Here is an 8,762-nt window from a genome sequence, read left to right as displayed (position 1 = left end):
GTCGCAGACGCGCCGCCGGGGTCCGCGCGGGGGTGCGGCGCCCCCGTTCCCCTCCGGTTCGCGGCGGTCAGACGGTGACGACCCGGACGCCCAGGTCCGCGATGCGCGCGCGGCTGTCCTCGGGCAGTGCCGTGTCCGTGACCAGGCAGTGCACCCGCTCCAGCGCGCAGATGCGGGCGAAGGCCCGCCGCCCGGCCTTGGAGGAGTCCGCGGCGACGACGACCCGGTGGGCGCGTTCGGCGAGCAGGCGGCTGATGTGCGCCTCGTCCTCGTGGTGCGCCAGGATGCCCCGCTCCGGGTCGATGCCGTCGACACCCAGCACGGCGACGTCGAGCACGACCTCGCGCAGCACGCCGCCGGTCAGCGGGCCCACCAGTTCGTAGGTCTGCGGCCGGGCCACCCCGCCGGTCAGCACGATCTTGATCTGCGGCCGGACGGCGAGTTCGGTGGCGATGTTGAGGGCGTTGGTCACCACGGTGAGCGCCGGCCCGGCGGCGCCCGTGTCCTCGCGCAGCGCCAGGGCGCGGGCGACCTCGGTGGTCGTCGTGCCGCCGTTGAGGCCGACCACGTCCCCGGGGGCCACCAGTTCGGACACCGCCCGGGCGATCCGCTGCTTCTCGGAGGCGTTGCGCGCGGTCTTGTACCGCAGCGGGAGTTCGTAGGAGACGCCGTGCGCGACGGCCCCGCCCCGGGTGCGGACCAGCATGCGCTGCGCCGCCAGTTCGTCGAGGTCGCGCCGGATGGTGGCCGGGGACACCGCCAGCCGGCCGGCGGCCTCCTCGACCTCCAGCCGTCCCTCGCGTGCCAACAGCTCCATCAGGGAGCTCCACCGCTGCTGCTTCGCCACGCCCGTAGCCTCGCACACGCTCACGCCACTGCTCTTTACTGCTCATTTAACGCATGGAACAATCATTATCGAGCATTCCGTGCGCACAGCAGAGGAGCCCTCATGCCCCCGGCCGTCTCCGCCACCGTCGCGGAAATCCAGTCCCAGCCCGGCTGCTGGCGGCGCGCCGCGGAGCTGGCGCCGTCCCTCGGCGGCGTACTGCCGCGGCCCGGCGAGCGGACAGCCGTCGTCGGCTGCGGCACCTCGTGGTTCGTCGCGCAGTCCTACGCGGCGCTGCGCGAGGCCGCCGGCCAGGGCGAGACGGACGCGTTCGCCGCCTCCGAGTTCCCCGCACACCGGCGCTACGACCGGGTGCTCGCCATCACCCGCTCGGGCACCACGAGCGAGGTGCTGCGCCTGCTCGCCGCACTCGGCACGACCCCCACCTCGGCGATCACCGCCGACCCGGCGAGCCCGGTCGTGCGCGCGGCCGGCGAGGCGGCGGTGCTCGACTGGGCCGACGAACGCTCCGTGGTCCAGACGCGCTTCGCGACCAGCGCGCTGGCCCTGCTGCGGGCGCAGCTCGGCGAGGACCTCGCAGCGGCCGCCGCCGACGCGGAACGGGCCCTCGCCGCACCGCTGCCCGAGGGACTGGCCGCCGCCGGGCAGGTCACCTTCCTGGGGACCGGCTGGACCGTCGGGCTGGCGCACGAGGCCGCGCTGAAGCTCCGGGAGGCCGCGGGCGCCTGGACGGAGGCGTACCCGGCCATGGAGTACCGGCACGGCCCGGTCAGCGTCACCGGACCCGGGCGGGCCGTCTGGGTCTTCGGCCGGCTGCCGGAGGGGCTGGCCGCCGATGTCGCCGCGACCGGGGGCACGCTGGTCGCCGGCTCCGGGGAGGCCACCGAGTCCGGTTCCGCTCCCGAGTCCGGTTCCGCCCCCCGCTCCGGCTCCGGGGATGCTCCGGACGCCGGGGAGGGCCCGCGCTCCGGACCGGGCCCGGTGTACGACCCGCTGGCCGACCTCGTCCGCGCCCAGCGGCTGGCCGTGGCGCTCGCCGAGGCCCGCGGCGCCGACCCGGACCGGCCGCGCAACCTCACCCGCTCCGTGGTCCTGGACTGACGCCGTGCCCCTCACCACCACCGCCGAACTGGTCACCGCCGCCCGGGCCGCCGGCCGCGGGCTGGCCGCGTTCAACATCATCACGCTCGAACACGCGGAAGCCGTCACCCGGGCGGCGGATTCCACCGGGTTGCCGACGGTCCTCCAGGTCAGCGAGAACGCCGTGAAGTTCCACGGCGGCCGGCCGGACGCCGTCCTCGCGGGCGCGTCGGCGCTCGCGGCAGGCGCGCGGACACCGGTCGCACTCCATGTCGATCACGTGGAGAGCCGGGAGCTGCTGCACGCCTGCGCACGGTCCGGGGTGTCCTCGATGATGTACGACGCCTCGAAGCTCCCGTATGCGGAGAACGTCCGGGCCACCGCCGAGGCCGCCGCGTGGGCGCACGGGCAGGGTCTCTGGCTGGAGGCGGAGCTGGGCGAGATCGGTGGCAAGGACGGCGCGCACGCTCCCGGGGCGCGGACGGACCCGGCCGAGGCGGCCGCCTTCGTCGCGGCGACCGGAGTGGACGCGCTGGCGGTCGCCGTCGGCAGCTCGCACGCCATGACCGAACGCACCGCCCGGCTCGACCACACCCTGATCGCCGCGCTGCGCGAGGCGGTTCCGGTCCCGCTGGTGCTGCACGGTTCCTCCGGGGTGCCGGACGACCAGCTCCGGCTCGCGGTCCGCAGCGGCATGGTCAAGCTCAACATCGGCACCGCCCTCAACATCGCCTACACCCGCCGGGTCCGACAGGCCCTGGCCGCGGACGCCGCGGTGGTCGACCCCCGGACCTACCTCCGCCCGGCCCGCGAGGAGATGGCCGCCGTGGCGGCCCGGCTGCTCCGGCTGCTCGCGGACTGACGGCCCGGCAGCCCCCGGGCCGCGGCGCGGAGACCGGCTCCCGGGGCACCCCGTCCGCCGTACTCTCTTGGGATCCGCCCGCGGCCGAGGAGGGGCCGCCGGGCGAAGGGGCGAGAGGTGGGGAGTACGACATGCGGGAAGCCCGGACCGGGCGCACGCTGCTGCGCCAGGAAGTCACCGAGGGAATCAAGCGCCACATCCTGGAGAACGAGCTGCGGCCCGGGGACCCGCTGCCGACGGAGAGCGCGCTCTGCGCGGCGCTCGGCGCCTCCCGGTCCAGCGTCCGGGAGGCGGTGAACGCGCTCACCGCGCTGGACATCGTCGAGGTCCGGCACGGCCACGGCACGTACGTCGGACGGCTCAGCCTGTCCGCGCTCGTGGAGAGCCTCACGTTCCGCGGGCTGCTCGGCCACGGTGACGACATCCACCTGATGGCCGATCTGATCGACGTACGGGAGCTGTTCGAACGCGGCATGGCCGACCGGATCGTCGCCTCGCTCGGCCCGGCCCGGCTGGACGCCCTGGACGCGCTGGTGGGCAGGATGCGGGAGCACGGCACCGCGTCGCCCGCCTTCGCGGAGGCCGACCGGGCGTTCCACGCGCTGCTCGTCGAACCGCTGGGCAACGAGCTGGTCGGACAGCTCAGCATGGCGTTCTGGGACGTCCACGCGCTCGTCGGGCCCGGGCTCCGGGCGGTCGGCGCGGAGGACGAGGCCGCCATCGTGGCCGTCCACCGGGACCTCGTGGCCGCGGCACGGGCCGGTGACGGCGCCGGTTTCGCCGCCGCCCTGCGCGAGCACTACGCGCCGCTGCGCCGGAGGATCTCCGCGGCCCGCGCCCGTACGGCCGCTCCGGCCGTCTCGCCGGTCGTCTGAGCCGCCGGCCCCGTCCGCCGCGGGTGCCCTGGCCACGGCCGTTTCCCTGACGCAGACTGATCGGACAGCGGCAGCGGGCCGGAGCGAGGGAGGCGTCGCATGCGGGAGCCGGAGGAGCGGCCGCGCCGGCGGTCCGGCGCCGCCCGGTGGCTGACGGCCGCGGCCCCCGTGGCGGGCGCCCTCCCGGCGCTCACGTTCCCCGCCCCGGCCCTGTGGTGGCTGGCGTACGCGGCCCTGGTCCCCTGGCTGCTGCTCCTGATGTCGGCGGCCACGCCGCGCGGTGCCGCCCTGCGGGGCTGGCTCGGCGGCGCCGGTTTCCTGCTCGCCGTCCACCACTGGCTGATGCCGAGTCTGCACGTCTTCATCCTGCTGCTCACGGCGCTGCTGGGGCTGCTCTGGGCGCCGTGGGGATGGCTGGTGCGGCGGCTGCTGCACGGCCGGCCGGGCGGACGGTCCGTTGCGGCCGCGCTGCTGCTGGTGCCGTCCGGCTGGCTGCTGGCCGAACTCGTCCGCTCCTGGGAGTTCCTGGGCGGTCCCTGGGGTCTGCTGGGCGCCAGTCACTGGCAGGTGCCGCCGGCGCTGCGGATCGCCTCGCTGGGCGGCGTCTGGCTGCTGGGCTTCCTGATCGTGGCGGTCAACACGGCCCTGGCCGTGCTGATCGCGGTGCGGCGCGCCCGCCTCGCGGCGGTGGCCGGCCTGGCGGCCTGTGCGGCGGTGGCGGTCTCCGGATGGGCGCTCGCCCCGCTTCCGGAGCCGGCCGGCACGGTGCGGGTGGGGGTCGTACAGCCCGGCGTGATCGACGGTACGGGCAGTGTCGACCGCCGTTTCGACCGCGAGGAGGCCCTGACGCGGCAGCTCGCGGGCCGGGACGTGGACCTGGTCGTCTGGGGCGAGAGCAGCGTCGGCCGGGATCTGGGCGACCGGCCGGACCTGGCGGAGCGGCTGGCGGCGCTGTCCCGCGAGGCCGGGGCGGGCGTGCTGGTGAACGTCGACGCGCGGCGGTCGGACCGCCCGGGCATCTTCAAGAGTTCGGTGCTGGTCGGCCCCGGCGGGGCGACCGGGGAGCGGTACGACAAGATGCGCCTGGTGCCGTTCGGCGAGTACGTCCCCGCCCGTTCGCTGCTGGGCTGGGCCACCTCGGTGGGCCGGGCGGCCACCGAGGACCGGCGGCGCGGCACCGCGCCGGTGCTGATGGAACCGCCGGGGAACCACGGCCTGCGGATCGGTCCGCTGGTGTGCTTCGAGTCGGCCTTTCCCGACATGAGCCGCCATCTGGTGCGCGAGGGCGCCGGCCTGCTGGTCGCCCAGTCGGCGACCTCGACCTTCCAGGACAGCTGGGCGCCGCGGCAGCACGCCTCGCTGGCGGCGCTCCGCGCGGCGGAGACCTGGCGCCCCATGGTGCACGCGACGCTGACCGGCGTCAGCGCGGTGCACGGCCCGCGCGGTGAGCGGATCGGCCGCACCCTGGGCACGGACACCCGGGCGGCCGAGGTCTACGAGGTGCCGCTGGCCCGCGGCACCAGCCCGTACGTGCGCTTCGGCGACTGGCCGGTGCACGCCGCGGCGGCGGCCCTCGCCGTCTTCCTCGCCCGCGAGGCCCTGGGGGTCAGGCGCCGGCGCCGGGCGACGCCTCCGACACGACCCGCTCGCACAGCTCATGGGTCCTCAGCGCGTCCCGGGCACTGAGCGTCCGGCCCGCCCGTACGGCGTCCAGGAACGCCAGCACGGCCTGCTCGATGCCGCGCTGCCGGGCCACCGGAACCCAGTCGCCGCGGCGGCGCACGCTCGGCTGCCCCTTGTGGTCGGTGATCTCGGCGAGGTCCCGCACCTGGCGCTTGCTGTCCTGGCCGGACACCTCCAGGACCTCCTCGGCGGAGCCGCTCATCCGGTTCATCGTGCCGATCGCGGTGAAGCCGTCGCCGGACAGCTGGAGCACCACGTGGTGCAGCAGCCCGTCCCGGACACGGGTGCGGACGGCGATGTGGTCGGGCGTTCCCGGCAGCAGGAAGCGCAGGGTGTCGACGACATGGATGAAGTCGTCGAGCACGAAGGTGCGCGGGTCCTCCGGCAGGCCCTTCCGGTTCTTCTGCATCAGGATCAGGTCGCGGGGGTGTTCCAGGCACTGCGCGTAGCCGGGCGCGTAACGGCGGTTGAAGCCGACGGCGAGGCCGACCCGCCGCTCCTCGGCCAGCCGGACGATCCGCTCGGACTCCGCGTAGTGATAGGCGATCGGCTTGTCGACATACGTCGGCACCCCCGCCTCCAGCAGCCGGGTGACGATCCCGGCGTGGGCCGCGGTCGGCGCGTGGACGAAGGCGGCGTCCAGGTCCGCCGACAGCAGGGCGTCCAGCGTCGGGTGGCGGTGGCCGTCGGGGATCCGGTGGCTGTCGCCGACCCGTTCGAGCGTCGCCGGTGTGCGGGTGTGCAGATGCGGTTCGATGCCGGGCTGTGCGGCGAGCACGGGCAGATAGGCCTTCTGCGCGATGTCCCCGAGCCCGACACAGCCGACTCTGAGCGGTGCGGCGTTCACCATGAACTCCTGGTCCGGTACGGCCTCGTTCTCGTTCTCGATCTCGATCTCGTTCGTTCTCGTTCTCCGGCCGGTCAGCATACGGGGCGGCGGGCCGGCTCCGGCGGGGTGGCGGGCGGGCTCCAGTCGGCGATGCCGTCGAGGCTGCGCAGCGCGAGCCCCGGGCCGAGCCGTCCCGCGACCGCGAAGACCGCGGTGCGCAGGGCGCAGGCGGGCGCCGACGTCCAGGAGGAGAGCCTGCCGACGCGGGCGGAGCGCCGCACGACGTCCGTGGTGCGGCCCAGCCGGGCGTCGGTGTAGCCGGCGAGGGCCCGGCTCAGCTCGCCGGGGGTCCGGGCGGTTCCGGCCAGTCCGGCGAGCACGACGGCGTCCTCGACGGCCTGGCAGCCGCCCTGCCCGAGGTTCGGCGTCATGGGGTGGGCCGCGTCGCCGACGAGTGCCACGCGCCCGTGGTGGTGGGCGGGGAGCGGCTCGGTGCCGGCGTACACGTCGTTGCGGAGGACGGCGTCCGGGGACGCGGCGGCCAGGATCGCCGGGACCGGTTCGTGCCAGCCGCCGAAGCGCCGCAGCAGCTCGGCCCGTTCGTCGTCCGCCGCCCGGCCGCCGGGCGGCGCCACGGCGGTGGCGTAGGCGTAGACGCGGCCGTCGTGCAGCGGCACGGTGCCCCAGAGGCAGCCGCGGCCCCAGGTCTCGTGGGGTTCGAACGGCGCCGCGGGGCGGGGCACAACGAGGCGCCAGCTGGTGAATCCGGCGTACCGGGGTGCCGGATGGTCCGGGAACAGGGTCCGGCGGGTGGCGGAGTGGAGCCCGTCCGCACCGACGACCAGCTCGGCTTCGAATTCGGTGCCGTCGCCGGCCTGCCCCTCCCCGCCGGTCACCTCCACCCGGGCGGGACGGCCGGCGTCCCCGGGGTCGGTGAGCACGGCGGCCGCACCGGTCCGCACCGAGCCCGCCGGGAGCCGGGAGGCGAGCAGCCGGACGAGTTCGGCCCGGTGGGCGACGACGACCGGGCCGCCGAACCGGCGTGCCGCGGCGTCGCTGGTCGTCCGGGAGAGCCAGCGGCCGCCGGGCAGCCGCAGCCCTCCCGCGTCCTGCCAGGCGGACATCGCGCGGATCTCGTCGCCCGCCCCGATCACGTCGAGGGCCCGCTGCGCGTTGGGGGCCAGGGCGATTCCGGCCCCGACGGGTTCGAGGGCCCCGGCACGCTCGAGGACGGTCACCGTCCAGCCCCGCCGGTGCAGGGCCGCCGCGGCGGTGAGTCCGCCGATTCCGCCGCCGAGCACGACGGCACGAAGCTGCTGCATGATGCCTGCCCTCCAGAATGCACTACACCTGTAGTATCGGGATCCAGCGTACTACTTCTGTAGTGACCGCGATAGGTTGGCGGGCATGGCCACCGGAATTCCCCGACCCGACCGCGCCGAACAGGTCGCGGACACCGCGCTCTCACTCCTGGCCGAGCGGGGACTGCGCGGTCTGACGCACCGCGCCGTGGACGAGGCGGCGGGCCTGCCGCAGGGCTCCACGTCCAATGTCGCGCGCACCCGTGCGGCGCTGCTGGAGCTGACCGTGCGGCGGCTCGCGGAACGGGAGAAGGCGGTGCTCACCCCCGCGGAGATGCCGCAGGCCGCGGGCGGCCTGGAGGGTGCGGTGGACGCCATGGCCCTGGCCCTGCACCGCTATCTCTCCGCCCACCGTCCGCTGCTGGTCGCCCGGTACGAGCTGGCGCTCGAGGCCTCCCGCCGGCCGGAGCTGCGCGCCCTCTACGACGCGGAGGGCCGGGGCTTCAGGGAACCGGTGGAGCAACTGCTCTCGGCCCTCGGCTCACGGGCGCCGCGGCGGCACGCGCTGTCCCTGGTCGCCTGGTGCGACGGGATCCTGTTCGCCTGCTCCGCCGGGTCGTACCACACCGCCGTCCCGTCCCGGCGGGAGCTGCGGGACAGCGTGGCGGAGCTGCTGCGCGGCATGCTCACGGTCTGAGGTCACGGCTGCTGCGCGGCACGCTCACGGCCTGAGGTCACGGCTGCTGCGCGGCACGCTCACGGCCTGAGGTCACGACTGCTGCGCGGCACGCTCACGGCCTGAGGTCACGACTGCTGCGCGGCACGCTCACGGCCTGAGGTCACGACTGCTGCGCGGCACGCTCACGGCCTGAGGTCACGACTGCTGCGCGGCACGCTCACGGCCTGAGGTCACGACTGCTGCGCGGCACGCTCACGGCCTGAGGTCACGGCGGCTCACCCGGCTGCCGCACGGGCCGACCCGGAAGGGTGACGGCCCGTCACTCCTGCGAGGGTCCCGCGGTCCGTCGCCCGGCCCACCGGGCCGCCGGGCGAGGACCCTGGTCCGGTGCGACAACGAGCAGCAGTGGCGGCGTTTCTGATGGTTCCGGCTCTGGCCGGGTGTTTCACGGTGTCCGGACCGGGCGAACCGGACCGGGCCGGGGAGCGCGCGAGCCCCTCCGCCCCGGAGCGGCGGACCGGTCCGCAGGGGCCGCGTCCGCCGCGCGCGAGAGAGGATCTGGTCCGCACCGGTCCCGACGCCGGCCGCGACTTTCGGGCGCAGGAC

Annotated in this window: 8 protein-coding genes; 5 read left to right on the top strand and 3 right to left on the bottom strand. The window is 75.7% G+C overall.

Translation table 11 applies throughout. From position 1 onward, the window contains the following. Window positions 1-67 precede the first annotated feature (67 nt). Window positions 68-847 carry a DeoR/GlpR family DNA-binding transcription regulator gene (locus GCU69_RS11925; RefSeq protein ID WP_098750632.1) on the bottom strand — a complete coding sequence of 260 codons (780 nt, stop codon included), beginning with the start codon at window positions 845-847 and terminating at the stop codon, window positions 68-70. 102 nt (window positions 848-949) lie between these two features. On the opposite strand from GCU69_RS11925, the gene GCU69_RS11920 reads away from it, so the two are divergent. From GCU69_RS11920 to lnt, 4 genes are all read left to right on the top strand, one after another. Further along, complete coding sequence (locus GCU69_RS11920; RefSeq protein ID WP_156205988.1) at window positions 950-1,948, top strand: SIS domain-containing protein; 999 nt, start codon at window positions 950-952, stop codon at window positions 1,946-1,948. 4 nt (window positions 1,949-1,952) lie between these two features. Further along, window positions 1,953-2,789: a class II fructose-bisphosphate aldolase gene (locus tag GCU69_RS11915; RefSeq protein ID WP_098750634.1), complete on the top strand. Its 837-nt coding sequence runs from the start codon at window positions 1,953-1,955 to the stop codon at window positions 2,787-2,789. A gap of 131 nt (window positions 2,790-2,920) precedes the next feature. Next, window positions 2,921-3,664, top strand: coding sequence for a FadR/GntR family transcriptional regulator (locus GCU69_RS11910; protein WP_098750635.1), 744 nt, complete (start codon window positions 2,921-2,923; stop codon window positions 3,662-3,664). Window positions 3,665-3,763: 99 nt separating this feature from the next. Beyond that, a complete protein-coding gene (gene lnt, locus GCU69_RS11905) occupies window positions 3,764-5,350 on the top strand; it encodes an apolipoprotein N-acyltransferase (protein ID WP_156205987.1) in 1,587 nt (528 codons plus the stop codon). Here the strand turns inward: lnt and GCU69_RS11900 are convergent. Together GCU69_RS11900 and GCU69_RS11895 are read right to left on the bottom strand one after the other, a co-directional pair. Beyond that, window positions 5,271-6,197: a Gfo/Idh/MocA family protein gene (locus GCU69_RS11900; RefSeq protein WP_156205989.1), complete on the bottom strand. Its 927-nt coding sequence runs from the start codon at window positions 6,195-6,197 to the stop codon at window positions 5,271-5,273. The genes lnt and GCU69_RS11900 overlap by 80 nt on opposite strands. Window positions 6,198-6,268: 71 nt before the next feature. Next, window positions 6,269-7,498, bottom strand: coding sequence for an FAD-dependent monooxygenase (locus tag GCU69_RS11895; RefSeq protein ID WP_156205986.1), 1,230 nt, complete (start codon window positions 7,496-7,498; stop codon window positions 6,269-6,271). Between the two features lie 85 nt (window positions 7,499-7,583). On the opposite strand from GCU69_RS11895, the gene GCU69_RS11890 reads away from it, so the two are divergent. After that, window positions 7,584-8,174 (top strand): TetR/AcrR family transcriptional regulator, encoded by a 591-nt coding sequence (locus GCU69_RS11890; RefSeq protein ID WP_098750638.1) that lies wholly within the window; start codon window positions 7,584-7,586, stop codon window positions 8,172-8,174. Window positions 8,175-8,762: the final 588 nt, after the last annotated feature.

The sequence above is a fragment of the Streptomyces lycii genome, from assembly GCF_009735685.1.
In the GTDB taxonomy this organism is placed as follows: Bacteria; Actinomycetota; Actinomycetes; order Streptomycetales; family Streptomycetaceae; genus Streptomyces; species Streptomyces lycii.
Note: the sequence above shows the minus strand (reverse complement) of the source record. Positions and strands in the feature narration are given on the sequence as shown.

Bases quoted from the DNA above. Each gene is read 5' to 3' on its own strand.
- GCU69_RS11910 (WP_098750635.1), top strand. From the start codon at position 2,921: ATGCGGGAAGCCCGGACCGGGCGCACGCTGCTGCGCCAGGAAGTCACC.
- GCU69_RS11895 (WP_156205986.1), bottom strand. From the start codon at position 7,498: ATGCAGCAGCTTCGTGCCGTCGTGCTCGGCGGCGGAATCGGCGGACTC.
- GCU69_RS11920 (WP_156205988.1), top strand. From the start codon at position 950: ATGCCCCCGGCCGTCTCCGCCACCGTCGCGGAAATCCAGTCCCAGCCC.
- GCU69_RS11900 (WP_156205989.1), bottom strand. From the start codon at position 6,197: ATGGTGAACGCCGCACCGCTCAGAGTCGGCTGTGTCGGGCTCGGGGAC.
- GCU69_RS11890 (WP_098750638.1), top strand. From the start codon at position 7,584: ATGGCCACCGGAATTCCCCGACCCGACCGCGCCGAACAGGTCGCGGAC.
- lnt (WP_156205987.1), top strand. From the start codon at position 3,764: ATGCGGGAGCCGGAGGAGCGGCCGCGCCGGCGGTCCGGCGCCGCCCGG.